The 26,991-nt window shown below is 64.0% G+C and carries 21 protein-coding genes; 8 read left to right on the top strand and 13 right to left on the bottom strand.

Going from position 1 to position 26,991, the window contains the following annotated elements; translation table 11 throughout:
• Positions 1-2: 2 nt before the first annotated feature.
• Both RP6297_RS09985 and mdlC read right to left on the bottom strand, forming a co-directional pair.
• Positions 3-1,487, bottom strand: coding sequence for an aldehyde dehydrogenase (locus RP6297_RS09985; protein WP_051917742.1), 1,485 nt, complete (start codon positions 1,485-1,487; stop codon positions 3-5).
• Positions 1,487-3,076, bottom strand: a complete 1,590-nt coding sequence (mdlC, locus tag RP6297_RS09990) for a benzoylformate decarboxylase (RefSeq protein WP_037028434.1) — start codon at positions 3,074-3,076, stop codon at positions 1,487-1,489. The genes RP6297_RS09985 and mdlC overlap by 1 nt, the downstream gene beginning before the upstream one ends.
• A gap of 92 nt (positions 3,077-3,168) precedes the next feature.
• Here mdlC and RP6297_RS09995 point away from each other — a divergent pair, with 92 nt between their 5' ends.
• Positions 3,169-4,068: a LysR family transcriptional regulator gene (locus RP6297_RS09995; RefSeq protein ID WP_037028433.1), complete on the top strand. Its 900-nt coding sequence runs from the start codon at positions 3,169-3,171 to the stop codon at positions 4,066-4,068.
• 11 nt (positions 4,069-4,079) lie between these two features.
• On the opposite strand, the gene RP6297_RS10000 is transcribed toward RP6297_RS09995, so the two are convergent.
• A complete protein-coding gene (locus tag RP6297_RS10000) occupies positions 4,080-4,676 on the bottom strand; it encodes a peroxidase-related enzyme (RefSeq protein WP_037028430.1) in 597 nt (198 codons plus the stop codon).
• 50 nt (positions 4,677-4,726) lie between these two features.
• Entirely contained in the window at positions 4,727-6,451 is a 1,725-nt protein-coding gene (msbA, locus tag RP6297_RS10005) for a lipid A export permease/ATP-binding protein MsbA (RefSeq protein WP_037028429.1), read from the bottom strand.
• A gap of 232 nt (positions 6,452-6,683) precedes the next feature.
• Here msbA and RP6297_RS10010 point away from each other — a divergent pair, with 232 nt between their 5' ends.
• A complete protein-coding gene (locus RP6297_RS10010) occupies positions 6,684-7,466 on the top strand; it encodes a glycosyltransferase family 25 protein (RefSeq protein ID WP_037028426.1) in 783 nt (260 codons plus the stop codon).
• A gap of 15 nt (positions 7,467-7,481) precedes the next feature.
• Here the strand turns inward: RP6297_RS10010 and RP6297_RS10015 are convergent, their stop codons facing one another.
• From RP6297_RS10015 to dnaE, 5 genes are all read right to left on the bottom strand, one after another.
• Positions 7,482-8,324 (bottom strand): glycosyltransferase family 2 protein, encoded by an 843-nt coding sequence (locus RP6297_RS10015; protein ID WP_012762405.1) that lies wholly within the window; start codon positions 8,322-8,324, stop codon positions 7,482-7,484.
• On the bottom strand, positions 8,311-9,084 hold the full coding sequence (locus RP6297_RS10020; RefSeq protein ID WP_012762406.1) for a glycosyltransferase family 2 protein: 774 nt from the start codon (positions 9,082-9,084) through the stop codon (positions 8,311-8,313). Before RP6297_RS10020 ends, RP6297_RS10015 begins: the two co-directional genes overlap by 14 nt.
• A gap of 12 nt (positions 9,085-9,096) precedes the next feature.
• Positions 9,097-10,377 (bottom strand): O-antigen ligase family protein, encoded by a 1,281-nt coding sequence (locus tag RP6297_RS10025; protein ID WP_037028423.1) that lies wholly within the window; start codon positions 10,375-10,377, stop codon positions 9,097-9,099.
• Positions 10,374-11,441: a glycosyltransferase family 4 protein gene (locus RP6297_RS10030; RefSeq protein ID WP_037028422.1), complete on the bottom strand. Its 1,068-nt coding sequence runs from the start codon at positions 11,439-11,441 to the stop codon at positions 10,374-10,376. Before RP6297_RS10030 ends, RP6297_RS10025 begins: the two co-directional genes overlap by 4 nt.
• A gap of 83 nt (positions 11,442-11,524) precedes the next feature.
• Positions 11,525-15,043 carry a DNA polymerase III subunit alpha gene (gene dnaE / locus RP6297_RS10035; RefSeq protein ID WP_037028420.1) on the bottom strand — a complete coding sequence of 1,173 codons (3,519 nt, stop codon included), beginning with the start codon at positions 15,041-15,043 and terminating at the stop codon, positions 11,525-11,527.
• Between the two features lie 150 nt (positions 15,044-15,193).
• Between dnaE and RP6297_RS10040 the strand changes: the two genes are divergently transcribed.
• Entirely contained in the window at positions 15,194-16,042 is an 849-nt protein-coding gene (locus tag RP6297_RS10040) for a sulfurtransferase (protein ID WP_037028825.1), read from the top strand.
• A gap of 186 nt (positions 16,043-16,228) precedes the next feature.
• Here RP6297_RS10040 and RP6297_RS10045 read toward each other — a convergent pair whose 3' ends face one another.
• Entirely contained in the window at positions 16,229-16,801 is a 573-nt protein-coding gene (locus RP6297_RS10045; protein ID WP_027680925.1) for a flavodoxin family protein, read from the bottom strand.
• A gap of 78 nt (positions 16,802-16,879) precedes the next feature.
• Positions 16,880-17,578, bottom strand: a complete 699-nt coding sequence (locus RP6297_RS10050) for a pirin family protein (protein ID WP_012762413.1) — start codon at positions 17,576-17,578, stop codon at positions 16,880-16,882.
• Positions 17,579-17,684: 106 nt separating this feature from the next.
• Between RP6297_RS10050 and RP6297_RS10055 the strand changes: the two genes are divergently transcribed.
• Both RP6297_RS10055 and gluQRS read left to right on the top strand, forming a co-directional pair.
• A complete protein-coding gene (locus tag RP6297_RS10055; protein ID WP_012762414.1) occupies positions 17,685-18,587 on the top strand; it encodes a LysR substrate-binding domain-containing protein in 903 nt (300 codons plus the stop codon).
• Positions 18,588-18,649: 62 nt separating this feature from the next.
• On the top strand, positions 18,650-19,585 hold the full coding sequence (gluQRS, locus tag RP6297_RS10060) for a tRNA glutamyl-Q(34) synthetase GluQRS (RefSeq protein WP_037028418.1): 936 nt from the start codon (positions 18,650-18,652) through the stop codon (positions 19,583-19,585).
• A 48-nt stretch (positions 19,586-19,633) separates the two neighbouring features.
• Here gluQRS and RP6297_RS10065 read toward each other — a convergent pair whose 3' ends face one another.
• Positions 19,634-21,115, bottom strand: coding sequence for a DEAD/DEAH box helicase (locus tag RP6297_RS10065; RefSeq protein WP_370452736.1), 1,482 nt, complete (start codon positions 21,113-21,115; stop codon positions 19,634-19,636).
• A gap of 254 nt (positions 21,116-21,369) precedes the next feature.
• Here RP6297_RS10065 and RP6297_RS10070 point away from each other — a divergent pair, with 254 nt between their 5' ends.
• Positions 21,370-22,185 carry an oxygen-binding di-iron domain-containing protein gene (locus RP6297_RS10070; RefSeq protein ID WP_037028416.1) on the top strand — a complete coding sequence of 272 codons (816 nt, stop codon included), beginning with the start codon at positions 21,370-21,372 and terminating at the stop codon, positions 22,183-22,185.
• On the opposite strand, the gene RP6297_RS10075 is transcribed toward RP6297_RS10070, so the two are convergent.
• On the bottom strand, positions 22,169-22,879 hold the full coding sequence (locus tag RP6297_RS10075; RefSeq protein WP_037028413.1) for a TetR/AcrR family transcriptional regulator: 711 nt from the start codon (positions 22,877-22,879) through the stop codon (positions 22,169-22,171). The two genes, RP6297_RS10070 and RP6297_RS10075, sit on opposite strands and share 17 nt — an antisense overlap.
• 271 nt (positions 22,880-23,150) lie before the next feature.
• Between RP6297_RS10075 and RP6297_RS10080 the strand changes: the two genes are divergently transcribed.
• The gene (locus RP6297_RS10080; RefSeq protein WP_155647576.1) at positions 23,151-23,426 is read left to right on the top strand and encodes a hypothetical protein; all 276 of its coding nucleotides are present in this window, start codon (positions 23,151-23,153) and stop codon (positions 23,424-23,426) included.
• A gap of 13 nt (positions 23,427-23,439) precedes the next feature.
• On the top strand, positions 23,440-26,763 hold the full coding sequence (locus RP6297_RS10085; protein WP_037028411.1) for an acetyl-CoA carboxylase family protein: 3,324 nt from the start codon (positions 23,440-23,442) through the stop codon (positions 26,761-26,763).
• Positions 26,764-26,991: the final 228 nt, after the last annotated feature.

A 26,991-nucleotide genomic window follows, 5' to 3' on the forward strand; every position in this document is an offset into this window, starting at 1 on the left:
GCTCAGAACGGGTAGTGGCGCGGCGTGGTCTGCACCGTCATCCAGCGCAGCTCGGTGAACTCGGCCACACCGGCGCGGCCGCCGAACCGCCCGAAGCCGCTTGCCTTGACGCCGCCAAACGGCATCTGCGCCTCGTCGTGCACGGTCGGACCGTTGATGTGGCAGATGCCGGATTCGATGCGGCGCGCGACGTTCATGGCGCGGGCGACATCGCGGCTGAACACGGCGGACGACAAGCCGTATGCGTTGTCATTCGCACAGGCAACGGCGGCATCGTCGCCGTTCACACGCACGATGCCCTTGACGGGGCCGAATGATTCTTCTGAGTAGATCAGCATGTCGGGCGTCACGTGGTCGAGAAGCGTGGCGGGCATCAGCGTACTGGTGGCCTTGCCGCCGCACAGCAGCTTCGCGCCTTTGGCGAGCGCATCGTCGATGAGGTGGTTGCAGCGTTCGACGGTACTCATGTCGACCACCGAGCCCAGCACTGCCGGCCCCTTGCGCGGATCGCCAAGCGGCAGCGCCGCAGCCTTGGCCGCCAGCTTGGCGACAAATGCATCGGCGATGGATTCATCGACGATGATGCGCTCGGTGGACATGCAGATCTGGCCCGAATTGGCAAACGCGCCGAAGGCCGCGCCGTCGACAGCGGCGTCGATGTCCGCATCCGCCAACACCAGCAGCGGCGCCTTGCCGCCCAGTTCCAGCACCACAGGTTTCAGATATGTCGCGCACGTCTGCGCGATGATGCGGCCCACACGCGTTGAGCCGGTAAAGTTGACGCGCCGCACGGCGGGGTGCGCGATCATCGCCTCCACGATCACGCCCGCGTCGGCCGGGGCATTCGTCACGAAATTGACTACGCCGTTTGGCAAGCCCGCCTCCTGCAAGGCTTCGATGATGAGCCCGTGCGTGGCCGGCGAAACTTCCGAGCCCTTGAGCACGACAGTGTTGCCGCATGCCAGCGGCAGCGCAATCGCCCGCACGGCGAGGATGACCGGCGCATTCCATGGAGCAATTCCGAGCACCACGCCCGCCGGCTGGCGCACACCCAAGGCGAGGCTGCCGGGCACGTCGGACGGAATGATCTCGCCCGCGATCTGCGTGACCATGGCCGCGGCTTCCTGCAGACCGCTCGCAGCAAGATGCACGTTGAAGCCGGCCCACAGCGCGGAGGCGCCCGTTTCAGCAGCCATCGCGGCGGCAAAAGCCTCGCCCTTCGCCTCAAGTGCCTGGGCAGCGCGCATGAGCAACGCACGGCGCTCTGTCGGTCCCATTGCAGCCCATGCCGGGAATGCAGCAGCGGCGGCATCGACTGCGCGACGGGCATCCTCCGCCGTTGCAGCTGGCGCGCGCGTGGCGACAGTGCCGTCAAGCGGATTGCGCCGCTCGAACACGGCACCATTGGCGGCTTGCACGCGCTCTCCGTTGATCAGCATCGCAATGGTGTGGGCCGCATCCAGCGGGGCAACATTCGTGTTCGTCATCAACCGATCTCCACTTCAATCAAGGTTGGTCCGGTGGATTGCAGGGCGCGGCGCATCACAGCCTCCAGCGCATGGGGGTCACTCACGCGCTGACCGGTGCAGCCCAAGGCGTGGGCCAGGCCGACAAAGTCGATGCCGCGCAGATCCGTGCCCTGCACCGCATCGGTGGGCGCAAAGCCGAACACCGGTGCGAAATCCTGCAAGGCAGCATAGCGGCCGTTGTTCAGGATCACGAACGTCATGGGCAACTTGAGCAGCGCCGCGCTCCACAGCGCCTGGATCGAATACATGCTCGATCCATCGCCAATCAGGCCAATCACGCGTGTGCCGGGTTTCGCAAGTGCCACGCCGACAGCGGCCGGCATGCCGTAGCCCAATCCGCCGCTGTCCATGGTGTAGAACGCGCCAGCGCGGCGCATCGGCAAGTAGGCCTGCATGGTCGATCGGGCGCTCGGCGCCTCTTCGACGACGATGTCCGCCAGGCCGCGTACGGCATCGAGCGTCTGTAACGCAAACGCAACCGACATGGGCGAACCCGGCTCAGCGCGCGGCGATTTGACGCGGGGTGGCGGCGCCGGCCGAGCCGGTGGCGCGGGGCGAGCGAGCAAATCCAGCACGCCCAGACGCATGTTGCCCACGGCGGAAATGCCTTCGGGCGTCCAGGCAGCGGTCGCTGGATCGTCGATCAACTGCACGAGCTTCGCCCCGACCGGCACATGCGGCCCATGGCCTTCCACGTGGTACGTAAACGCAGGGGCGCCGAGCGCAAACACCACGTCGTGCCCCTGCAGCAGGCTGACGATTTTTTCGCGCATCGCGGGCAAGAAGCCGGCGAACAGGCGGTGGTCTTCAGGAAACGCGCCACGCCCGGCCATCGGTGCCGTGAATACGCGCGCGTTATGCCTCTCGGCGAGTTGCACGACGGCATCCCACGCGCCAGCGCGGTCAATGGCAGCCCCCACCACGAACGCCGGCCGCTGTGCCGCGTCGAGCACGTCGCCGATGCGCGCCAGCGTGACCGGATCGGGCCGCACCGCGGTGGCCACTTCGTGCACGGCGACGGGTTCCGTCGGCTGGTCCCAGTCATCCACGGGAATGGATACCAGCACCGGGCCTCGCGGCTCCTGCATCGCGATGTGATACGCGCGAGCCAGCGCCAGCGGCACGTCCTGTGCACGCGCGGGCTCGATGCTCCATTTGACGTACGGCTTGGGCAGCTCGGTCGCCTGATTGGACGCGAGAAACGGATCGAACGGCAGGATGGAGCGTGCCTGCTGCCCGGCGGTGATCACCAAGGGCGTGCGATTCTTGAACGCCGTGAAGATGTTGCCCATGGCGTTGCCGACGCCGGCCGCCGAGTGCAGGTTCACCAACGCCGCGTTGCCGGTAGCCTGCGCAAAGCCGTCCGCCATGCCCACCACCACGGCTTCCTGCAAGCCGAGGATGTAGCGGAAGTCCTCCGGAAAATCGCGAAACATCGGTAGCTCGGTCGAGCCGGGGTTGCCGAACACGTGCGTCATGCCGAGCCGGCGCAGCAGCTCGATGGTGGCGTCGCGCACGGTGGTCAGCGCGAGCGAGGTGCGGGTCATACGGGCCATCTCCTTGGAACAGGTCGCCAGTATGGAATCCGTAGTTCTTAACGGGATATTGAATTATTTCGAGAAAGTCATTACCTTTTGACATGACTTTCGATCTGCGCCAGCTGCGCGCATTCACCACCATCGTTTCCGCCGGCAGTCTTGGCCGCGCAGCAGAAGTGCTGCACGTCACCCAGCCGGCGCTCAGCCGCATCGTCAAGCGGTTGGAAGACGAAGTGGGCGCCCCCCTGTTCGAGCGGCACTCAAAGGGAATGCAGCTCACCGCGATCGGGCAGGCGCTCCTGCCCCACGCATCGCTGCTGCAGCACGAGGCCGATTACGCCCGTGAAGAAATCAACGCGATGCGCGGCCTCTCCAAGGGGACCATCCGCGTGGGCGCAGTCGGGAGCATTGCCAGCTATGTGTTGCCGCTAGCCGTCGGCACGTTGGTCGCGCGGTGGCCAAACCTGCGCGTGGAAATTCTCGAAGGCGTGTGGGATCGCCTGGCCGAGGGGCTGGTCAAGCACGAAATCGACCTCGCGCTGTCGATGGCGATGCCGGATACCGACGAAATCATCGCCATCGCGGATTGCCGCTGGGAGGACGCCAGCTTCGTGGTCGCATCGCCCGAGCATGCGTTGCGCGACCGCCCCGGCCTGACGCTGGCCGATACGCTCGATGCATTCTGGGCTGTGCCGCCGCGCGGCACCGGTCCGTACGAGCACATGCGTCAGGTGTTCGAGGCAGCGGGCCTTGGCTTGCCGAACATCGTGGTGGAAACACGCTCGGTGACAGCGCTCAAGAGCCTGGTGGCGCGCTCGGGATTTCTCAGCTGGATGGCGGAACCGATGATCGATGCCGAGCGCCGCGCCGGTGTGATCGAGCCATTGCCCATTCCCGGCCTGGTGGCGCGCCGCACACTGACTGCGTTCCGGCGCCGCCACGGCATTCTGCCGAGCCCAGCCGTCAAGCTGCTCGAAGCGCTGCGCGAGCTGACGGCGTAGGCCCGGGGCGCCTATTTCTTCTCGCGCGGCACGCGGCCAAGCAGGTAGAACTCGTCATTGGGCCGCATCGAAATCACATTCGCCATTCGGTTCGACAGGCCGAAGAATGCGGTGATGCCGGTGATGTCCCAGATGTCCTCATCATCGAAGCCGTGCGCACGCAATGCTTCATAGTCGGCGTCATTGACGGTGTGCGAAGCGGTGCAGACTTTCATCGCAAAGTCGAGCATGGCGCGCTGCCGCGGCGTGATGTCGGCCTTACGGTAATTGACGGCAACCTGGTCGGCCACCAGCGGCTTCTTCTCGTAGATACGGAGGATGGCGCCGTGCGCGACCACGCAATACAGGCACTGGTTGGCGGCGGAGGTGGCGACCACGATCATCTCGCGCTCGCCCTTGGTGAGACTGCTGCCTTCGCGCAGCATCAGCGCATCGTGGTACGCGAAAAAGGCGCGGCATTCGTCGGGCCGATGCGACAGCGCCAGGAAGACGTTCGGCACAAAGCCGCTTTTCTCCTGCACGTCGAGGATGCGCGCGCGGATATCTTCAGGAATATCAGCCAGCTCAGGAACGGGGAACCGGCTGATGGGCGGCGTGGTGGTCGTCACGATGTCTCCTTTGATTTGAGCATCCTGAGCACGCCGCCCGAGAGCAAGGCTTACTGGGTAGCGAACTGGATGCGGTGGAGTCCAGCATACAACCCATCGCGCTCGATGAGTTCGCGGTGCGTTCCCGCTTCCGCAATCTTCCCGTGCTCAAGCACGATGATCCGGTCGGCATTTTCGATGGTCGACAGGCGGTGCGCGATCACCAGCGTCGTACGCCCTTCCATCAGGCGTTCGAGCGCGGCCTGCACCTGGCGCTCGGACTCCGAATCCAGTGCGGACGTCGCTTCGTCCAGGATCAGGATCGGCGCATCCTTGTAGATCGCGCGGGCAATCGCCAGGCGCTGGCGCTGTCCGCCGGACAGCTTCGAGCCGTTGTCGCCGATATTGGTATCGATGCCCTCGGGCAGGTTGTCGACCACATCGGTCAGGTAGGCCGCTTCGAGCGCACGGCGCACGCGTGCCATGTCGATCTCGGAGGCGTCCCGCGCGCCATAGGCCACGTTGGCTGCGATGGTGTCGTTGAACAGCACCACATCCTGGCTCACGAAGGCGATCTGCCGACGCAAGTCATGCAGGGCCAGGTCCGCCAGCGCATCGCCGTCGAGAGAGATCGTGCCCGAGGTCGGATCGAAGAAGCGCGGCAGCAGGTTCACCAGCGTGGTCTTGCCACTGCCCGACGGCCCGACCAGCGCGACGACCTCGCCCGGCTTGACATGCAAGTTGACGTTGTCGAGCGCTGCCCGGCCATCTTCGCCATAGCGGAACGTGACGTTGTCGAAGCGGACATCGCCGCGGGCACGATCGATCTTCTTGCCGCCTTCTTGCGGCTCGATCGGCGTGTCGATCAGGCCAAAGATGAATTCGGCGGCGGTCAGGCCGCGCTGCAGCGGCTGATTCACGTCGGTCAGGTGCTTAAGCGGCGAGATCAGCAGCAGCATCGCCATCACAAAGCCGGTAAAGCCGCCGACCGTGGTCTGGTTGGCCTGCGCCTGCAACATGGCGATGGCCAGGATGACCGACAGCGCCAGCGCCGCCAGGAACTGCGTCACTGGCTGGTTCAGGCCACCGGCCACAGCCACGCGCATGGCATAACCACGCAGACGGTTCGTCATGGCATTGAAGCGCAGCGATTCATACGCCTCGCCGCCATGCAGCTTGACGACCTTGTAGCCGCCCACAGCCTCTTCCACCACATAGGCGGCCTGGTTGGTCAGGTTCTGGCTTTCGCGGTTGAGCGAGCGGAGACGGCGGTTAATACGCGACATCAGCAGACCGATGATCGGCAGGATCACCGCCACTACCAGCGTCAAACGCCAGTTGGTATAGAAGAGAAAGGTCAGCAGCGCCAGCACCGTCATCGAGTCGCGCACCAGTGTGATGAACACGCCGGTGAGCACCTGCAGCACTTGGTTGACCTCAAAGATGACTGCGTTGATGATCGACGCCGCCGTATTGCGCTGATAGTAAGAAGCCGGCGCTTGCAGGAGGCGCTCGAACATCTTCATCCGCAGATTCAGCAGCACCTTGTTCGACACAAGGCTCAACAGATACGTCGATGCAAATTGCGCAATGCCGCGCACGACGGCAATACCCACCAGCATGGCCGGCACCTGCCACAGCTTGCCGGCGTACTCACCACCGAAGCCCTGATCCAGCAGATCCTTCACGACCTTGGGGATGATCCCCTCTGTGGCCGCCACCACACCCATGGCGACCATTGCCAGGATGAAGGCGGTCAATTCGGGGCGAAGGTAGCCCCACAACCGCTTGAGCATCGGCTTGGCGGGCGCTGGGTGATCAGACTTTGCTTGTATACTCACGGCGTTTTCAAATGAGGGTGGGCAGCTTGCGTCGCATGGCGATCGCATGGCCGCCATAAAGTGCGTTGCAGCGTTTGTCATCCGACAGACGGGCGACCCGGCATTTTAGCGGCAATCCACCACCCGGCCCATCCTGCTGCGTAATGCCCGGTTCAGCGTGGCCGGCGTACCACCTGACGCTTCCGCAATGAGTTCGCGCGTTCCCACGTTCTTCATCAATCTCGACCACGACGCCGGGCGCCGCGAAGCCCTGGAGCGGCAACTCGATGCGTTGGGCCTGCCGCATCGCCGCTTCCCCGGTGTGTACGGCAAGACACTTCCCGCCGACGAGCTTGCGCGCCACTATGACCACGCACGCGCCACAGGCCAAAGCCGCGAATTGACCGTCGGCGAAGTCGGCTGCGCGCTCAGCCACCTCGGCGTCTACCGGGCAATCATTGAGCAGGACCTGCCCTACGCGCTCATTCTGGAAGACGACGCCAAACTCGGGCCGGATGTGCCAGCCGTGCTCGACGCGCTGGCACGGAGCGTGTCACCCGACGAGCCCGTTGTCACGCTGCTCACGCACATCGACCGTTACTACAAGCGCAGTGCCCGGCCGCTGACAGCGAACCACCGCACGGTCAAGCTTGCCAACTACCAGTGGCTCGCTCATGGCTATTTCGTCACGCGCGCCGCGGCCAAGCGCATGGTCGAGCAGCTCTATCCCGTGTGGCTGGCCGCAGACTATTGGTACAAGTTCGAGCGCGAAGGCATCGTGCAGATGCGTGCGGTCGTGCCTTATGTGATTGGCGTGCAGAACTTCGATAGCGGCTCGAACCTGGAAGCCGATCGCGCTATCAAAAGCCGCGAAGCCGACACCCGCCTGGGGCTCGGACATCATCTGCGCCAGATCTTCGTGCGCAAGTTCCTCTATCAGATTTTCGTGCGGCCGTTTCTCGGCATCGTGAAGCAGAAGAAGACCTGGTGAGCATGACAGCCCTGCTCAGGTTCCCTGCTCTCGCAGCTCTGCAAGCCCGACGTCTGCACGGATGATGTCGGTATTGCGCCGAGCCATCATGCGTTGATAGTTGGGGCTTTCCTGCTCCCGCGATTGCTCGCGATGCCATAGGTGGAAGACTTCGGTCGCGCAAAAGCCGCGCTTGCGCCGCACGCCGGCGTTATAAAGGCGAACCGCCAGATCGGCGTCTTCATGGCCCCATCCGACGAAGCTCTGATCGAAACCGTTCACGCGCTCGAAATCGCTGCGCCACACGCCAAGGTTGCAGCTCTTGATGCCGCGCAGACTGGTGTCCTTGAAGGTACGCGGCATCGGCAAACCCGGCACCAATAGCGGCAGGAACTTGTTGATGCGGCCCGCGCGCCGGGCAGCAAACCAATACGCGCGATCCTTCAGGTGAATGTCGATCTGCTGGGTGACAACCTCGCGCGTCATTGCCTCATTCAGCAGGATGCGACTACCGGACAGCAGGCGCCCCCGCTCGGCCAACGCGCGGTGACGCGCCACAAAATCCGGACGCGGCACGCAATCGCCATCGAGAAAAACGAGGTAGTCGGCGTCCGTCGCCAGCACGCCGCGGTTGCGGATCTCACCAGCACGAAATCCGTCGTCGGGATGCCAGACATGGCGCAGCGGATACGGCGCGATCTTGGCGGCGGCTTCGACCGCCACGCGTGTGTCATCGCGCGAACCGTCGTCGGCGACGATGACGTCGAATGCGCGATCGGTCTGTGCGCCACAGCCGGTCAGTACGCGAACCAGCGCGTCCGGGCGGTTATACGTCGTAACGATGAGGGCGATGCGACGCGGCGGCTCAGCGCTTGCCATGACGATGCAGCATCATCAGCTTGACGTAGCGGTAATACGTGCCCTCAGCGTTCGACACGGCCAGCATGAAGCCCTCCGCCCCATCGAGGAAACCCCGCTGGATGATGTACGTACGGATGAACGCCCACAGCCCGTGGCCGATGGCACTGCCCAAGGACGCGCGCTTGCCCTTGGCATAAGCCGCAGCGGCACCGGCGGTCGAATAATCGTTGGCCTTGTCGAGTGCAGCCTTCAGGTCAGGAATCGAATAATGGATGATCGGGGCGCGGAAATCGCCCACCGTACCCTCGAAGACCAGGTGCGAGTGCACCGGCGCATCGAAGAACGTCACCTGCTCGCGCTTGAAGAAGCGACGAATGCGGTCCGGCCACCAGCCCGAATGCTTCATGAAGCGGCCACAAAAACTCGAGCTGCGCGGCATGGAGTAGACAGTGTGCGGGCTGCCCGATTCCAGTACGGCGATCATCTCGGCCCGCAATTCGGGGCTGATGCGCTCGTCGGCGTCCAGCGAAAGCACCCAGTCGGTGCGCGCCTCGCGCAAGGCGCGGTTGGACTGCTCGCCGTAGCCGGGCCAGTCCGTCTCGAACACGCGCGCACCGAGCTGGCGACAGATGTCCTGCGTGCCGTCCGTGCTGCCCGAGTCGAAGACGATGACGTCGTCCGCCCAGTCGCGCACCGAGCGGATGCAGTCGCCGATATCGGCGGCTTCGTTCTTGGCGACGATGATGACGGCGAGCGTAGCTCGATTGGATGCAGGCATGCGAAAACAGTCTTAGAAAACGGGAGCGGCGCCAAGCTGCTGCCGGCGCCGGTGAATATGCGCGGTGAATATCGCTACCATCACGCTGTAGAACACGACCGTCTGGGCGATGATCAGCATCACTTCGGTCAACCCAAACAGTAGAAAGCCGACACAGAGCGTGAGACCCATCGCGCCCGTCGTCCGCAAAGCGCGGTCGTCGCACAGCGCGGCGCGCAGAAAGTACGCGGCGGGCACCAGGTACAACGCCAGCAATGCGCCGATGCCCAGCACGCCAAGCGTGGCGCCATTGTATAGAAACTCATTGTGGGCATGCTCGAAGGCCGTCGCTTCCTGCGTGATCAGGCCTTCGGCGTGAATCGCCTTGAGAGTGGGCCCGAATTGGCCTCGCCCCACCCCGGCTAATGGGTGGCGCGTCAACATCAGCGTGGCGGCTTTCCACAACTGGAAACGGATGCCAACCGACGTGTTGGTCTGGCCAGCCTGATAGGCGTGGATGTCTTCCATGGCCTGGTCAAAGCGGGTACGGACCGCACTGGACGATACGCATACGGCAGTCAGGAACACAAAGAACAACAATAAGGCCGTCAATCGTTTCTTCCAGCTCACATGCCGCAGCGTCGCCACGGCGATCAACAGTAGTACGGGGATTGCAATCCATCCGCCCCGCGCCTGCGACAGGTACGATGCATAGAGCCCGGCACAGCCAGCTAACAGACGCAGCCCAATCAGGGCCCAGCCGTCATCTTCCGTCCAACCAATTGACATGAGGGCGAACAACGCCATCAGAAGCGAAAGGTTGCCAAACGGAATGGCATTGGAGAACGCCCCGACCATGCCAACTCGGCCCGCCCGCAATTCGAGATAAGCCCACACAGCTGAGGCAAGCGCGCCCGCAACGCAGCCCCACTGCACGCTCTCCAGCTGTGTAGGCCGCAATTGCAACAGCGCAAACAGCGCCAGCCCGAACAGCCAGAGCCGGCCATAGGCAAATGGCACACTGCGCGGTGCGGCAGGGTTCAACTGGGCACTGATCAGCATCGCCGTCGGCATGGCGGCCATGGCGAGAATCAGCCAGCGGTGTTCATGCCACATCGCTCGCAGTCGATTCATGGCATCCGCAGGGGAGGCCAGCATCGACCACAACGCAGCAACCAGCAGCAGCAAGAAGGAAAGGAACGCTGCGCCGCGCACCGACAGCATGAAGGCCGGCAGGATGGCGATTCCAAACACGGCCAGCGCCGCCGGCGCGCTGGATATCAGTGTCCGGCCACGTTGCATCAAGCCGCTCATCGCAATGTCCCCGCGCCAGGTGCAAGCGCCAGCAGGGCATCGATGTGCGCAGCGATGCTCGGGTCATAGCGCAGGTGCTCACGCGGATTCGCCAAGCGCGCCTGCCCAGCCAGCGCACGGGCAACAGCTGCCTCAATCGTGCGCGCCAGCGTGGCTGGATCATCCAGGTCGAAGGTGGGTGCTCCTTCGACCGAGATCACCTCGGTGCAAGCGATATTGGCTGCCAGTACGGCAGGCGTGCCGCACAGCACGGACTCCACCCCAATCAGCCCGAACGGCTCGTAGTGCGAAGCGAGGATCGTGTAGTCCGCTGCGCGGTAGACGTTCTCGATGTCCTTGCGATATCCCAGGTAGCGGATGTTGGGCGAGGACGAGGACACCGGGCGCCCGATGACCACCAGTTGCACTGGCAGATCCGTCTTGGAGAAGAAAGCCTCCAGCAGCGGATAGCCCTTGCGCTTGTGGCTCGACGACGGGAACAAAAACGTGACCCGATCCTTCGCGAAGCCAAGCTCATCGCGCAGGCGCTGGCGCTCTGCGTCATCCACCGGCGAGAACTTCGTCTCACTCACCGGGGGGTACACCGTCTTTACCTTGGCAGCAGGAATGTCGTAATAATCGAGCACCTCCTGCGCCATCAGCCGCGAGTGCGCCACGACAACGTGCGAGCGCACATAGTCTCTGCGCTCCAGGGCGATCTGCTGGCGATCCCAAAACGCGGCCTCTTTCGAAAAGCTCTTCAGATAGCCGACGTGCGTACCGCCGCAAATCGCAATATCCGAAGCGCCTGTGCGGTTGCAGCCGATCATCAGATCGATGTGCTCGCGCTTGGCCAGATGGCGCACGAGCCAGCCGAACGCGTGGTCATTCAATTTGCCGGGCAGCTTGCGCGTTGGCAATGCAACAGCCTTGACCTGGCGATATTCAGGAAGCGCCTTGTCCACCATCTTGGCGAAGAACACGGGACGGATGGCGCGCTCATGCAAGCCGCGCACCAAGTCCATCGCGTAGCGCTCGCTGCCACCGCTGTAGCCCAGCGCGTTGCACGAGATTCCGACGTTCATGGATGCTTTAGTAATCATCGTATTGAGACCGCAGTCGTGCCGAGCCTACGCCCGGCGATGGCGCCCCCCGCGCCATCTTCGAACTACTCGTACACCGTTGCCACGTTCTCGGCATCCAGCGCCTGACGCAGCGCGGCGATCGCCGCTTCGCTCGGAACAATGCGCCAGGCGTCGCCAAGCACCGCTTCGCAGCGCGCCTGCTCGCAGACGTAGTTGATGCGTACCGAGACGCCATTGCCATCGGCCGCCACATGCGGCGAGAGCAGATCACGCAGCTTGGCCGCCGTTGAATCGCCATTCATCGACAGCCGGATCGCCCGCGCGAACTTGGCGCGCGCCTGCGTCATGTCCATGACCGACTCGGCTGTCACGCGCACGCCGCCAGTGAACATGTCATGGCGGGCGCTGCCCTGCACGATCAGCACTTCGTCTTCCTTGAACAGCGCGCGATTCGCTTCGAAAACTTCGTTGAAAACCGTGACCTCGGTAGCTTCGCTGGCGGAGCCGTCGTCGAGCATCACGATCAGCATCTTGCCGCGCTGCGTCATCTGGGTGCGCTGGCCTACGATCACGCCGGCCACGGTCTTGTTGCGCGCATCGCGGTTGCCGTAGCCGCCCCCGTTGCCCTTGTCGGTCACTTCGCGCGCCAGATCGGCCAGCGTCGTGCGCGCAAAGCGGCGCACCTCGTCACGGTATTCATCAAACAGGTGGCCGGAAAGGTAGAAACCCAGCGCCTGCTTTTCCTCCTGCAGCTTGCGCTTGGTCGACCAGGCCGGCTCGTCGACGAGTTCGGGACGATGCTGCTCGGCGTCGTCGCCGCTCATCAAGTCGAAGAGCGACACCTGGTTGGCGGCCGCCGCCTTCTGCTCGGCGGCTTCCATGGCCAGGCCGATCGACGCGAGCAATTGCGCGCGGTTGTCGTTGAGGCTGTCGAAGGCGCCGGCCCGCACCAGCGCCTCGATCGTCCGGCGATTGACCTGGCGACGGTCAACACGCTCGCAGAAATCGAACAAGTCCTTGAATGGGCCGTCTTCGCGTGCACGCAGAATGTCCTCGATCGCGCCCTGGCCACTGCCCTTCACGCCGCCCAGGCCGTAGCGGATGGTCTTGGCGTCGGTCGGTGCAAAACGGTACTGGCTGGCGTTGATATCCGGCGGCAGGATGGTCAGGCCGTTCTTGCCTCGGGCATCGTCGTAAAGGATCTTCACCTTGTCGGTGTCGTCCATGGCGAGCGACATGTTGGCTGCCATGAATTCGGCCGGATGATGCGCCTTGAGCCAAGCCGTGTAGTACGCCAGCAGCGCATACGCGGCCGCGTGCGACTTGTTGAAACCGTAGCCGGCGAACTTCTCCATCAGGTCGAAGATTTCATCGGCCTTTTCGGTGGAGAGCCCGTCCTTGGCCGCACCCGCCCGGAACAGCGCGCGGTGCTCGGCCATTTCTTCGGCCTTCTTCTTACCCATCGCACGGCGCAGCAAGTCGGCGCCGCCAAGCGAGTAACCACCCACGATCTGCGCCATCTGCATCACCTGCTCCTGGTAGACCATGATGCCGTAGGTCTCCTTGAGCACCGGCTCGACGCGCGGGTCGGGGTACTCCACCTTTTCGCGGCCGTGCTTACGTGCGCAGAAGCTGGGGATCAGGTCCATCGGGCCCGGGCGATACAGCGCCACGAGGGCGATGATGTCCTCAAAGCGGTCAGGCTTGGCGTCCTTCAGCATGCCCTGCATGCCGCGGCTTTCCAGCTGGAACACGGCCACCGTGTTGGCCGTCTTCAGGATGTCGAACGCCTTCTTGTCCGTCAGCGGAATATGGCTGCAGTTCCATTCCGCCTTGGACGGATCGAGCATGCGAATGTAGCGCTCGGCCCAGTCAAGGATCGTGAGCGTGGTCAGTCCCAAGAAGTCGAACTTGACCAGGCCAACGGCTTCCACATCGTCCTTGTCGTACTGGCTGACGACGCCGGCGTCTTCCCCGCCTTGCGTGTAGAGCGGGCAGAAGTCGGTCAACTTGCCCGGAGCGATCAGCACGCCGCCAGCGTGCATGCCGACGTTACGCGTCATGCCTTCGACGCGCTGCGCAAGTTCCAGCAGCTGCTTGACTTCTTCTTCGTTGGCCTCGCGCTCGGCCAGCAGCGGCTCTTCCTTCTTCGCTTCTTCGAGCGTAACGAGCTTGCCCGGCTTGAACGGAATCAGCTTGGCGACCCCGTCAACGAAGTTGTAGCCGAGATCGAGCACGCGGCCAACGTCGCGCACCGCGGCCTTGGCGGCCATGGTGCCGAAGGTGGCGATCTGCGAGACGGCGTCCTTGCCGTACTTTTCCTTCACGTACTGGATGACGCGGTCGCGGCCGTGCTGGCAGAAATCGATGTCGAAGTCGGGCATCGACACACGTTCCGGATTCAGGAAACGCTCGAACAGCAGGTTGTATTTGAGCGGGTCCAGATCGGTAATACCCAGCGCGTACGCCACCAGAGAGCCGGCGCCCGAACCCCGGCCCGGCCCCACTGGCACGCCATTGTTCTTCGCCCAGTTGATGAAGTCCGCAACGATGAGGAAATAGCCGGGGAAGCCCATCTTGATGATGGTGCCGGTCTCGAACTCCAGGCGGGCGTAGTACTCAGCGCGCTTGGATTCGCGCACCGCCTCGTCGGGGAAAAGCACTTCCATGCGCTTTTCCAGACCTTCCTTGGCGAGCTGAACGAGGTAGTCGTCCAGCGACATGCCGTCGGGCGTCGGGAACAGCGGCAGCTTGGGCTTGCCCAGTTCCAGCTTGAGGTTGCAGCGCTGCGCGATCTGCACCGCATTGGCCAGCGCGGACGGGATGTCGGCAAACAGCGCGCACATCTCGTCCTGCGTCTTGAAATACTGTTCGGTCGTGAAGCGGCGGGCCCGGCGCGGATTGGCGAGCAGTTCACCCTCTGCGATACAGGTGCGTGCCTCGTGGGCCGTGAAATCGTCCGGCGTCATGAACTGCACCGGGTGTGTGGCGACTACCGGCAACTGCATGGCCGATGCAAGCTTCACCGCTTGCTGGATGTAGGCCTCAGTACCGGCGTGCCCCGCGCGTTGCAGTTCGATGTAGAAGGCACCAGGAAATACACGCGACCAGTTCGTCGCCAGCTTGCGCGCCAGCGCCTCGTTGCCATTGGCCAGCGCCACGCCGATATCACCCGCCATGGCGCCGGAGAGCGCCAGCAGACCGGCGGCCAGCGGCGCATTCTCAACGCCGGGCTCGTCGAACCATTCGGGGGCGATTTCCGCACGACCGCGATGCTGGTTGGAGAGCCAGGCCCGGGCCAGCAACTGGCACAGGTTCAGGTAACCCTGCTTGTCCCGCACCAACAACAGCAGGCGGGTCGGCTTGTCGCGCTCGTCGTGATTGGTGATCCACACGTCAGCCCCGACGATGGGCTTCACGCCCTTGCCACGCGCTTCCTTGTAGAAGCGCACCAGCCCGAAGGCATTGGCGAGATCGGTCAGCGCCAAGGCGCCCATGCCATCTTTGGCGGCAGCCTTGACGGCATCGTCGAGACGGACATTGCCATCGACGACGGAATATTCGGAGTGGAGACGGAGGTGGACGAAGCGCGGCGAATTCATCCGCGTATTGTAACGGGTGACACCTTCCGCAAAGCATTCCGGGCGTGCCCGATTGACCCGGAGCAACCCCGCACGGCTGCGCGGGCGGCTATAATTTCGGCTTACGAATCAACGGGTTACCCAAGGCGCCAGAAAATGGCGCGGCAGCACATGCAGATGGTCAATATTTCCGCTTACAAATTCGTCACCCTCGATGACCGCGAAACCCTGCGCCCCGCTCTGCTGGCCGAGTGCCAGGCGCGCGAGCTGAAGGGCACCGTGCTGCTGGCGCCCGAGGGCATCAACATCTTCCTGGCCGGCTCGCGCGAGGGCATTGACGGTATCGTTGGCTGGCTGCGTGCCGACCCGCGTTTTGCCGACCTGGCACCGAAAGAAAGCCTGTCCGACCACCAGCCGTTCCGCCGCCTGCTGGTGCGCATGAAGAAAGAAATCATCACCATGCGCCACCCGCTGATCCGCCCGGAAGAGGGGCGCGCGCCGTCGGTCGCGCCGCCGGACCTCAAGCGCTGGCTCGATCAGGGCCACGACGACGAGGGCCGCCAGGTGGTGATGCTGGACACGCGCAACGACTATGAAGTCGCCGTGGGCACGTTCAAGAACGTCGTCGAATATAACCTCAAGAAGTTCACTGAGTTTCCGCCCGCCATTGCCGCGCACAAGGACGACTTTGCCGGCAAGACCGTCGTGTCGTTCTGCACCGGCGGCATCCGCTGCGAAAAGGCGGCGATCCACATGCAGGAGATCGGCATCGAGCGCGTCTATCAGCTCGAAGGCGGCATCCTGAAGTATTTCGAGGAAGTCGGAGGCGCGCATTACGACGGCGATTGCTTCGTGTTCGACCACCGCACAGCGCTCAACGCCGAACTGCTGCCGGCGGGACCAAAGCAATGCTTCGCCTGCCGCGCCGTGGTGACGCCGGAAGAGCAGCAATCCGCCGATTACATTCCCGGCCAACGCTGCCCCCACTGCGCAGGCAACCAAACCCGCGCCGCCGCATGAAGCGCCTCGCCGCCCGCCTCCTCGTCACCGCGCTGTGCCTTGCGGCATTGGGCGGTTGCGCGGCGAGTTGCGAGGGCGGGTCGAACCGTGGCGTCTTCTGCGGAGCGGGCACGCGATTCTGACCCTTCGTCGTACGCCCGAAAAAAAAACGCCGGCACGCCGGCGTTTTTCTTTGAGCAATCCGTTTTACTGTCGGCCGCGCACGAACTGGTTCGTGATGGCGACAATGCGCTCACCGAACAGCTTGGCGGTTTCCAGGTCACCCGGCAGCGGACCTTCTTCAGGGCTCGCATCCGACGGCGATTGCGCCAGCGCGCCGCCAAAGCCAGCGAGATAGTTCACGTCGTTGCGCGTGGCGGCTTTGCTGTTAGCCGGCATCATGCCTGTGCCGACCCAGATCATTCCGTGCTGCTGCGACAGCGTCCACAGGTACTGGATCGACGCATACTTGTCGCCGTTCATCGATGCGGAGTTCGTGAACCCGGCGGCGATCTTGTCCTTCCACGCGCCGGTAAACCACGCCTTGGACGATGCATCGGCAAATTTCTTGAAGTCGCCCGAAACACCGCCCATGTAGGTCGGGGCGCCAAAAACGATCGTGTCGACGCCGGCCAGCAGCGCCCAGGTGTCATCGTTGACGTCAGTGACCGAGATCAGGTGCGCTTCGGCGCCGGCACCTTGAATGCCAGCAAAGACGGCCTCTGCCTGCTTCTTCGTGTGGCCATAACCGCTGTGATAAACGACTGCAACTCGTGCCATGGGAATCCTCTTGGGTTTAGGGAACGGCTGGGAACAACGGAAAAAGAAAAATGGCGCACAAAGCGTGCGCCACCAACATTACGGCAGATCGAACACCAGCACTTCGCTGTCTTCGCCACCGGAAAGCGTCACCTTCTCTTCTTGCGTCAGCTTGGCCGCATCGCCGCCAACCAGCGTGCGACCGTTGATGCTCACCTTGCCGCGCACGACGTGCACATAAGCGCGGCGGCCTGCAGCGATGGGCAGGGACGCAGTTTCCGCGCCGTCGAACTTGCCGGCGTAGAGCGACATATCCTGGTGCACCTTCACCGATCCATCGCGGCCATCGGCGCTGGCGATCAAGGCCAGCTTGCCCCGCTTGGCCGCCTCGTCGAAATGACGCTCTTCATAGCCCGGCGTCAGGTTCAACTGCGCCGGGAGGACCCAGATCTGCAGAAAATGCGTGGTCTGGTCTTGTGCGTGGTTGAACTCGGAGTGACGCACGCCTGTCCCAGCCGTCATGCGCTGCACGTCGCCCCGGCGCAGCACGCTGCCGTTGCCCATGCTGTCCTTGTGCGCCAGCTCGCCGTCCAGCACGTAGCTGATGATTTCCATGTCGCGGTGGCCGTGGGTGCCAAAGCCCATGCCGGCGGCGACGCGGTCTTCATTGATGACACGCAGCGGCCCGAATTGAACGTGCTGCGGGTCCATGTAATCGGCAAACGAGAAGCTGTGATACGACTTCAGCCAGCCGTGGTCTGCGTAACCGCGATCTTGAGAGGGGCGGATTTCAATCATTTTGATGAATCTCCTATCCAAATTACTGCGTTGATGTGTGCATGGTACGCAGATTGGCTATAGTTGCGCGGTACGGCTTTGATTCAATACATCAAAAATTCTGAATATGGCGCTATCGCTGGAATCCCTGGAAGTCTTGGACGCAATTGAACGCAAGGGCAGCTTTGCCGCCGCGGCGCACGAACTGGGCAAAGTGCCGTCGGCGCTGACCTATGTGGTGCGCAAGCTGGAAGATGATCTCGATGTCCTGCTGTTCGACCGACGCCGCCACCGGGCAGAACTGACGCCCGCAGGCCGTGCGCTGCTCGACGAGGGCCGCCACCTGCTGCAGGCTGCCGATGACCTCGCGCGCCGCGTCAAACGGCTGGCCACCGGATGGGAAGCAACGTTGACCATCGTAGTCGACGATCTCGTGCACTTTCGCGCACTCATGCCCGTCATCCAGGATTTCTATGCCGAAAACACCGCCACGCGCTTGCGCTTCTGCCGTGAGGTCCTGGCCGGCACGTGGGACGCATTGCTGTCGGGCCGCGCAGATCTGCTGATCGGGCCGGCGCAAGTGATGCAGGTGCAGGGCATTCAGACGCGCACGGTGGGCAACATTCCTTTCGTGTTTGCGGTGGCGGCACATCACCCGCTGGCGCAGCTGGAAGAGCCGTTGCCTGCAACCGCCATCACGCGACATCGCATCGTTGCGGTGGGCGATACGTCGCGCAATCTGCCTGCACGCACCATCGGCGTGATGGCCGGACAGGACACGCTGGTGGTGCCATCCATGGCCGACAAGGTGCAGGCACAGATTCGTGGCCTGGGCTGTGGCTGGCTACCGGTCCCGTTGGCTCAACCGTATCTGGATTCTGGGGTGCTGATCGCCAAGGAAACCTCGGAAGACAAGCGCGCCGGCACGTTTCAGGTGGCCTGGCGCAACAACATGCGCGGCAAGGCACTGCAATGGTGGGTCGACAAGCTGGAAGACCCGCGCCTGGGGCAGGCCCTGATGATGCAGTAGGCGCCTCAGGCCGCCAAATCGCGCACAATAGCGCAATCGACCTCTGCGCCTGGAGCGTAGCGTTGTCCCAAGCCAATCTCGATTTTTCGGAACCCACCAAGTCGTCGCGCAGCCAATATCGCGGCCGCTTTGCGCCCTCACCCACCGGGCCGTTGCATATCGGCTCGCTGGTCACCGCACTGGCAAGCTGGTTGGATGCGCGCGTGCACGGCGGCACGTGGCTCGTGCGCATCGAAGACATCGATTTCCAGCGCAATGTGCCCGGCGCCGATCGCGACATCCTCGCTACGTTGGAAGCGCTCGGGCTCATTCCCGACGAAGCCCCGCAGTGGCAGAGCACGCACCTCCCGCGCTTTGAGCAGGCACTTGCGCAACTGCAGGCCGTTGGCAGCCTCTACCCGTGCGGCTGCACGCGCCGCGAAATCGCGGATTCCGTCACCAGCATCGACGCCAACGGGCACGTGCGTCACCAGACGCTCATTTATCCCGGCACATGCCGCAACGGGCTGCACGGCCGTCCGCCGCGCGCATGGCGCGTGCGTGTGCCCCATGCCGATGCCGCTACGCTCTGCTTCAACGACCGCTGGCAAGGCACGCAATGCCAGAACATGGCTGAAGCTGTCGGCGATTTTGTTCTCAAGCGCGCCGACGGTATGTGGGCGTACCAGATTGCAGTCGTGGTGGACGATGCCACGCAAGGCATCACGGACGTCGTGCGCGGCGCCGACCTTCTCGACTCGACGCCACGCCAGATTTATCTGCAACAGTTGCTCGGTCTGCCCGCGTTGCGCTACCTGCACGTGCCGGTCGTGGTGAACCCCGATGGTGAGAAACTCAGCAAGCAGACCGGCGCGCGCGCCATCAACCGCAGTCAACCGCTAGCTGCGCTCACCGAAGCGGCGCGGCACCTCGGGCTGGAGATTCGTGCAGGGGATGTGGAAGGGTTCTACCGGGACGCCGTCCCGGCGTGGGCCAATCGCCTGGCGCAGCTGGCCTGATGCAATTGACCCGGGCGGCAGGAGCGCCGCCGCTTTCCGTCGACTGACTTAACGCTTGCGCGGCACGCCACCGAGCAAGGCCGCAATCGGCCGCTTGGCGGTGCGCGGGTGTCCGGCGGGCTGTGCCGGCTTGGCGGCCTCCGCCGATTCCGCCGGCACAGACGATTCGTACGGGCGGTTGAAGAACGGATCGTCCGATGGGCGGAACGCTGGGCGCACGATCGTGTGATCAAGCACGCGGGCGCCGTTACGCTCATCGCGCTCACGGGCGCGACGGACTTCGCCGCGGGCACGCTTTTCGTCACGCTCGCGGCGTTCACGGTCACGCGCCTGTTCGCCGGTCGGATCGAAATCGGCCAGTTGCTCGCGCGGCAGATTGCGCTTGATCAGCTTTTCGATATCGGCCAGCAGGCGTTCATCGCCCGGGGCGAACAACGACAGTGCGTCACCCGAAGCGCCGGCACGACCCGTGCGGCCAATGCGGTGCACGTAGTCTTCTGCGTTGAACGGCAGGTCGAAGTTGATCACGCACGGCATCTGAGAGATGTCCAGACCGCGCGCTGCCACGTCGGTGGCGACCAGCACATCGACGGTACCTTGCTTGAACGCTTCGAGCGTCTGCATACGCTCGGTCTGCGTCTTGTCGCCGTGAATGGCGTTGGCGTTGATGCCTTCGCGCTCCAGCGCACGCGCCAGCCGCGAGCAGCCGATCTTGCTGTTGGAGAAGACGATGCACTGCCGGGGCAGACCTTGCTCGGCACGCTGCTTCAACAGGTGCACGAGTGCGGCCTGCTTATGGTTGTCCGGCACGGTGTAGATGACTTGGCGGACGTTCTCTGCCGTGGCGTTGCTGCGTGCCACTTCAATGGTTTGCGGATGACGCAGATAGCTCGCAGCCAGCTTCTTGATCTCCGGCGAGAACGTCGCCGAGAACAACAGCGTCTGGCGGTGTGCCGGCAGCAGGTTGATGATGCGCTGCAGGTCGGGCAGGAAGCCCATGTCGAGCATGCGGTCGGCTTCGTCCAGCACCAGCATGCGCACCTGGGACAGGTTCACGCTGCGCTGCTGCACGTGGTCGAGCAGGCGGCCCGGCGTTGCCACGAGGATTTCGACGCCGCGGCGCAGCTGCTCCGTCTGCGGGTTCATGTCGACGCCGCCGAACACGACAGCGCTGCGCAACGCCGTGTACTTCGCGTACTTGGCAACGTTGTCGTACACCTGGTCGGCCAGCTCGCGCGTGGGCGTGAGGATCAGCGCCCGCACCGGGTGGCGCGCCGGCGACGCGCTCGTATTGGCGTCCGGCAGCAGGTTATGGATGATCGGCAGCGAGAAACCGGCGGTCTTGCCGGTGCCGGTTTGTGCGGCGCCCATGACGTCGCGGCCGGCGGTCACTACCGGAATGGCGGCGACCTGGATGGGCGTGGGCTTGGTGTAACCGCTTTCGGTCAGCGCGCGGAGGACGTCCGGATGCAGGCCGAAGCTGTCGAATGTCACCGATTCATTGGCCGGTGCTTCTGACGCTTCAGACATCGTTGCAGTATTCATAGGGGGAGATGCGGCATGCCGGTTGGCATGGCGGCGCGCCAAACCCAGGCGGAAAACCCGCGTGCGGCTCGCGCAAAGCGTTAAAAATCAAAAGTTTATCACGTGAGAACCGGCCCGGGACGGATGATCCGCCCACGCGAGCCGAAGGCAGCGCCACAGCTGCCTTGACACGGATCAAGTGGGCCGGGCACGCGCTGCGCCACCATCCAGGCATTCCAACCTGCGCCCTGCCCTCTCCCATGGTCACAACGCTCTATGAATCGCCCGAGCATGTCTGCCTGATGTTCTCCGACCTCGTCGACGATCACGATGACCTGCCGGTGCAGACCAACCAGTTCCTCATCGTCGATCACGGCCACGGCGCGCTGATCGATCCGGGCGGCCAGATGACCTATAACGCGCTGTTTCTGGCGATGAACCGGTACTTTCCGCCCAAGCAGCTTGACTACGTACTGGCCTCGCATGCGGACCCGGACATCGTCGCTCCGGCGGGACGGTGGCTCACGAGTTCCAGTTGCGACATCCTGATTTCGCGCGTGTGGGAGCGGTTTCTCCCGCATTTCTGCAACGTCGGCAAGACTGAAGGCCGCATCGTGCCAATCCCGGATACGGGCATGGCGATTCCGCTGGGGGATTCGCATCTGCTGGCGGTGCCGGCGCATTTCCTCCATTCGGAAGGCAATTTCCAGTTTTACGATCCGGTGTCGCGCATCCTGTTCTCGGGCGATCTGGGGGCATCGATGGTGTATGCCAACGTGGCCGCCAAGCCCGTGGAAGATTTCGACGCCCACCTGGCGCTGATGGCGCCCTTTCACCGCCGCTACATGAGCGGCAACCGGGTGTGCCGGCTGTGGGCAGAGATGGTGCGGGGGCTCGATATTGAATGGATCGTGCCGCAGCACGGCCAAGCGTTTCGCGGCAAAGCCATGGTCAAGCGGTTCATCGACTGGGTTGAGACGCTCGACTGCGGCATCGACCTGATGACGCCCGAGATTTTCCGCCTGCCCGCGTTGCCGAAGGCACCGGCCGGGGCGGCGCTCACGACGCGCGTGTAGCGCCCGATGCCGGGGCGGCCGGCAGAATGATCTTCATCATGGCGCTCGACAGCTCGTGCGCCAGCACGCCGGCGTCGATGCGCGACGGATCGTGCCACGTATACATGAACCCCATCACGCCGCCCATCGAGTGCGCGGCGACGCGCGCATCGCCAAAGTCAAACACGCCGGCGCGCTTGCCCTCGTCGAGCAGCGCATAGAGATCGCGGTAATACGCCCGCGACATGCCGTGCAGCCATTCCACCGTTTCCGGACGCAGGTATTGCCGATCGCGATACGTTAGTGCCGCAGCGTAGTGGAAGTCGATGCAACGACGCGCCATTTCCAGCAGACACGCCTGCAGGCGCTCTCGCACGGGCAGGGCCGGATCGGCGGTTTCCCGGATGGCCGACAGGCAGATCTGCGCGGCCTCGCGGCACAGAATATCGAAGATCTCGTACTTGTCGGTGAAGTAGTAGTACACCGCCGGCTTGGTCACGCCGAGCGCGTTGCAGAGGTCGCTCATCGTCATGCCGGCATAGCCCTTGGTGAAGAAAAGTTGCGCGGCAGTATCGAGGATCTGCCGGCGCCGGGCCTCCTGCCGCTCGGCGATGTGCGGGCGCGTGGCCGGCGGTGTGACGCCAGAGGCCTCGATGGCCTCGGTTTCAGCAGACGGTTGCACGTCGGGAACGGCAGATTTGCGGACGGTGGACATGGCGCGTATTTTCGCATGCCGCCCGCAGATGCGCCGGGGCATCCGCGCATCGTGGCGACTGCCTCGCTTTCCGATGCTTGACGCATCAAAGAACGCTTTCTATATTTATACCCGTTGGTATACAAAATTACTTTGCGGTATAGATAGTGCGGCGCGACGCTGCGCACGCACTGCACAACCCATCGGAGACAAGCTTTGGCGATGGACGAGTCCGACGATCTCGGCGGCGTTCGCGCCCTCTGGGCGCGCGCATGGCCGGTCGATCCCCCACGTGAGCCGCATTACCCCATCGGGCGCGTTGCCCTCACCGACCATCTGCGGCATTGGGCGCGCATCACGCCAGACAAGCCAGCAATCCATTTCTACGGGCACGACACGACATTCGCTCAGCTTGACGATCTCTCCGACCGCTTTGCTCACCGGCGGGCGCCGCGAGAACATGGCCGTCTACAAGGTACCCATCGTGCGCATCGTCGACGCGCTGCCGCTCACGGCTACCGGCAACGTGCGCAAGCAGGATCTCGCACCGCTCGCTGAACAGCTCTAAACAACCCCGCTCCATGACGTTTCGCAAACTGCTGATCGCCAATCGCGGCGAGATCGCCATTCGCATTGCCCGTGCAGCCGCCGCGATGGGCTTGCCCTCCGTTGCCGTCTATTCCGAAGATGACCGCGACGCACTGCATCCCCTTCGCACCGATGAAGCCGTGCCCTTGCCCGGCAACGGCCCGCGTGCCTATCTCAATGGCGCGGCAATCCTCGCTGCCGCACGGGCCGTCGGCGCCGATGCTGTTCATCCGGGCTATGGGTTCCTGAGCGAGAACGCTGCCTTCGCACGCCAGTGCGCGCAGGCTGGCGTGCAATTCGTCGGACCGTCCCCGCACGTGCTTGACCTCTTCGGCGACAAGGCACGCGCTCGGGCGCTTGCGCATGAGGCGGGCATTCCCATCGTCAGTGGCACGCAAGGCGCAACCACCCTTGAAGAGGCGCGCGCGTTCTTCGCCGCGCTGCCACACTCGCACGGCATGATGATCAAGGCCGTGGCGGGCGGCGGCGGGCGTGGCATGCGCGCCGTGCACGATGCGCAGGCGATTGCCGACGCGTATGCGCGTTGCGTGTCCGAAGCCACTGCCGCCGGGGGTGACCAACCGCGCAGCGGCGACGTCTACGTGGAAGCGCTGGTGCCCACGCCGCGCCATATCGAAATCCAGATCGTCGCCGACACGGACGGCCACGTTACGCACCTCGGCGAGCGTGAATGCAGCCTGCAGCGCCGTCACCAGAAGCTGATCGAGATCGCGCCCAGCCCATCGCTGGACGACGCCCTGCGCACGCGCATCGCCGACGCGGCCGTCACGCTCGCCAAAGCGGCAGGCTACAGCGGCATTGGGACGTTCGAGTTCCTAGTGGAAAACGCAGGCGCACCGGACGCCACGTTCTATTTCATGGAAGCCAACCCACGCGTGCAAGTCGAGCACACCGTCACGGAGATGGTGACGGGCGTCGACCTGGTGGTGACACAACTGGCGCTGGCGCAAGGCGCGTCGCTCACGGACTTGGGGCTTGCTAGGCCGATCGCACCGCGCGGCCACGCCGTTCAAGTACGCGTCAACGCAGAGACCCTTGATGCAAGCGGCCAGCCGCATCCCTCCACTGGCACGCTCACCGCATTCGAGGCGCCCAACGGCCCCGGCGTGCGCGTCGACACCTGCGGTTATGCGGGCTACCGTCCGAACCCGCGCTTTGATTCGCTGCTGGCCAAATTGATCGTCCACGCACCACACGGCACGTATGCGCAGACGCTGGCACAGACGTACCGCGCGCTGTGCGAATTCCGCATCGAAGGGCTGGCCACCAACAAGCGGCTGCTGCAGGACCTGCTGCGCGACGCCGACGTGCAAGCCAACGCCGTGCATACGCAGTTTCTCGATGCGATGCTCGCCGACCTGGCAGCCGGCAACGGTGAAGCGCACCCTGCCCTGCACGCTACGTCGGTCACCACCCCGGATATGACGCCCGTTACGTCATTCCTCGATGAGCTTCCTGACGACGCCGAAGTGCTCACCGCGCCAATGGATGGCGCGCTGATCCAGATGCATGCGCAAGCCGGCGCCACGGTCGCGCGCGGCGAGGTGCTGGCCGTCATTGAAGCAATGAAGATGGAGCACGTCGTCATCGCACCCGCGGCCGGACGCGTGCTGCAAGTCTGCGCGCAGTCGGGCGCAACGGTGCGCGAAGGCCAGCCGCTGGCCGTGCTGCAGCCCAGCGATGCCCAACACGAGAGTGCCGCAGCCGACGCAGAGATCGACCTCGACCACATTCGCCCCGACCTGCAGGCCGTCATCGACCGCCATGCGTTTGGCCTTGACGATAACCGCCCGGATGCCGTTGCCCGCCGCCGCAAGACCGGCCAGCGCACCGCGCGCGAGAACATCGACCACTTGTGCGACGCCGGTTCATTCATCGAGTACGGCGCGCTTGCCATCGCAGCGCAACGCCAGCGGCGCGCACTCGACGATCTGATCCGCTCGACGCCGGCCGACGGCATCATCACCGGCATCGGAACCGTCAACGGCTCGCACTTCCCCGATCAGGACGCGCGCTGCATGGTGCTCGCGTATGACTACACCGTGCTGGCGGGCACCCAGGGCACCTTCAATCACAAGAAGACCGACCGTGCACTGGAGCTGGCGCAGCAATGGAAGCTGCCCGTTGTGCTGTTTGCCGAAGGCGGCGGCGGCCGGCCGGGGGACACTGAAAAGCGCGGCGTCAGCGGCCTGGACTGCCCGACCTTCATTCACTTCGCACGGCTGTCTGGGCTGGTGCCGACCATCGGTATCGTGTCGGGCCGCTGCTTTGCAGGTAACGCTGCGCTGCTGGGCTGCGCAGACGTGATCATCGCAACGCGCGACGCGACCATCGGCATGGGCGGCCCCGCCATGATTGAAGGCGGCGGCCTTGGCGTATACGCACCCGAAGAAGTTGGCCCTGTTAGCGTGCAGGCGCCCAATGGGGTGATCGATGTACTGGTCGACGACGAGACCGAAGCCGTCGATGCGGCACGCCGTTACCTGAGCTACTTCCAGGGCCCGCTTGCCAGTTGGGAGGCCGGCGACGTGCGCCACCTGCGCCACGCGATTCCCGAAAACCGTATGCGCAGCTACGACATGCGCGGCGTGATCGACGCGTTGGCCGACACAGGTTCGGTTCTGGAACTGCGTCAAGCATTTGGCGTGGGCATCGTCACCGCGCTGATCCGTATCGAAGGTCGCGCCTTCGGCTGCATCGCCAACAACCCGCGCCACCTGGGCGGCGCCATCGATTCTGCGGCAGCGGACAAGGCGTCACGCTTCATGCAGTTGTGCAACGCGTTCGACCTGCCCATCGTCTCGCTGTGCGACACACCGGGTTTCATGGTCGGGCCCGAAGCGGAGAAAACCGCCACCGTACGCCACGTCAGCCGCATGTTCGTGACGGCCGGCAACCTGCGCGTGCCTTTCTTCACCGTCGTGCTGCGCAAAGGCTACGGCCTTGGGGCGATGGCCATGGCCGCGGGCGGTTTCCAGGCGCCGTTCTTCACCGCTTCATGGCCCAGCGGCGAATTCGGTGGCATGGGCATCGAAGGCGCCATCCGCCTGGGGTTCCGCAAAGAGCTGGAAGCGGTGGAAGACCGCGCCGAGCGCGAGGCGCTGTTCCGCAAGATGGTCGAGGCCGCCTACGAGGAAGGCCGCGCGCTCAACATCGCCAGCTATCTCGAAATCGACGCCGTGATCGACCCGGCCGATACGCGCCGCTGGCTGCTGCGCGGGCTGCAATCGGCGCCGCCCGCACCGCCAAGGCACACACGCGACCCCGCCACCCGCCGCTTCATCGACACCTGGTAGCCGAGAACGCATACCGGGAGGAGACATGCCGCCAGTAATCCACTGCAGATTGCGCTGGCGCGGGAAGGCATGCAAAAACAGAGCTTTTCTGGGCGACGTCACGGTGCGCAAGATCGGCCGCCAGTTGCTGCTCCCAGCGTGGTATCGACGATCTCGCCGGTGGACGGAAAGATCGTCAAGGTTGCCTATGACGGCACCCAATAGGGACACACGACCGAGAGCACTACG

Origin of the sequence: Ralstonia pickettii (assembly GCF_016466415.2) — a bacterium.
Lineage (GTDB): Bacteria > Pseudomonadota > Gammaproteobacteria > Burkholderiales > Burkholderiaceae > Ralstonia > Ralstonia pickettii.